This window comes from Stenoxybacter acetivorans DSM 19021, from assembly GCF_000745895.1.
Taxonomy (GTDB): Bacteria; Pseudomonadota; Gammaproteobacteria; order Burkholderiales; family Neisseriaceae; genus Stenoxybacter; species Stenoxybacter acetivorans.
The window spans coordinates 1-1,321 of the sequence record NZ_JQKE01000143.1; the positions used below are offsets into that span (position 1 = coordinate 1).

A 1,321-nucleotide genomic window follows, 5' to 3' on the forward strand; every position below is an offset into this window, starting at 1 on the left:
TGTAATAAAGTATGGGCACAATAAGCGTCTAAGGCTTCGGCGGGATTTTCTAAATAATGAATATTGATAAAATCGAAATCTTTTACCCAGTAAATCTTTTGGGAAACACCTCTTGCAACAATATAAAGTTGATCTCCAATTATTTCTTTAGATTCTGGCAATCTACTATCTAAAAAACAACGTAATTTTGGATAGTCTCCATTATATAGATCAGGAATCTTTTCCTTTAAGACTGGTAAAATATTTCTTTTCCAGTTTTTATCAACAATTGGGAGATAATATATAAAAGCACTAGCTCCACCAAAGCCAGATAATAACAACCTTAAATTAACTGGTGAAATCGTACTAGATACTCCCCATGAACGGCTATTCTTAAACCATGAATCTAGAATATTTTTTGGAAAACATTTTAAATAATCTGCTGATATGCAATCTTTATAATTAACCCATATCAACCTATTTTTTACTAATAAAAAACCAAAATGGTACATAGTATTAATCGGTACAGTAGGAATAGGAGGCATATTAAACCACTGAAAACCAACATAATATTCAGATGCGTATTCAGATAAAACAGCATAACTCAACGGTTGCAATGTTTGTAATGGCTCAAGCAAGAAATCTTTTCCCCCTGCTTCTAAAATATTTAGATCAGATTGCCAATAAGCATCTTCATCATTGATGTAATCCAGTTCTTTTTTACCAACTTGGTTTATATTGGATACAATATAATCAAATTCTTCTTGTGCTTTCTCATAATTAAAAAGTATTTCTTTCATCATTTTTTATTCTTTTCTAATAATTTTATTTGGGCATTTATTTTATTTTGCATTTTAATTTGAGCCGCATTTAAATATGCAGAATATACAGGACTTATTGGTTCTCCTTTTCATGTTTGCCAGCCTCTGCCATCAATAAATTCAACCTTGCAACCTTTAGAACAATTAGCTGAATGAATCATTGGTTGTAAATTATTGGAATCATTGATTAAGCTTTTCTGTATATCTACGGGTAATTTATCAAAACCCTCAAGATTTTTAATATAATTCTGCGGCAAGATATGATCTACTGATACAGAAGCGTTACCCGGTATTTTTTCAAGATTGCCTGTTACCGGATTCATCCAATGCACCGCACCACCAATCACCCATTGATTAGATAATGCACCACCGTATTTATTGGTGAAATCACTGGTTCTTTTTACATCTGCCGCTTGCTGCATTGCAGCTTTCATACCCGCTACATTTTTAGTAGCAGCCGCGGCTTCATAGGCTTTTTCAGCTTGATGAATTTTTTTGGCAGCATCACCCACAGGGCCCAA

Annotated in this window: 2 protein-coding genes; both read right to left on the reverse strand. The window is 33.2% G+C overall.

Annotated elements, in window-relative coordinates:
- A partial coding sequence (locus Q384_RS11010; RefSeq protein ID WP_037588142.1) for a hypothetical protein occupies positions 1–782 on the reverse strand: 782 nt, incomplete at its 3' end.
- A gap of 107 nt (positions 783–889) precedes the next feature.
- The gene (locus tag Q384_RS12770; RefSeq protein WP_156956561.1) at positions 890–1,312 is read right to left on the reverse strand and encodes a hypothetical protein; all 423 of its coding nucleotides are present in this window, start codon (positions 1,310–1,312) and stop codon (positions 890–892) included.
- Between the last annotated feature and the right edge of the window lie 9 nt (positions 1,313–1,321).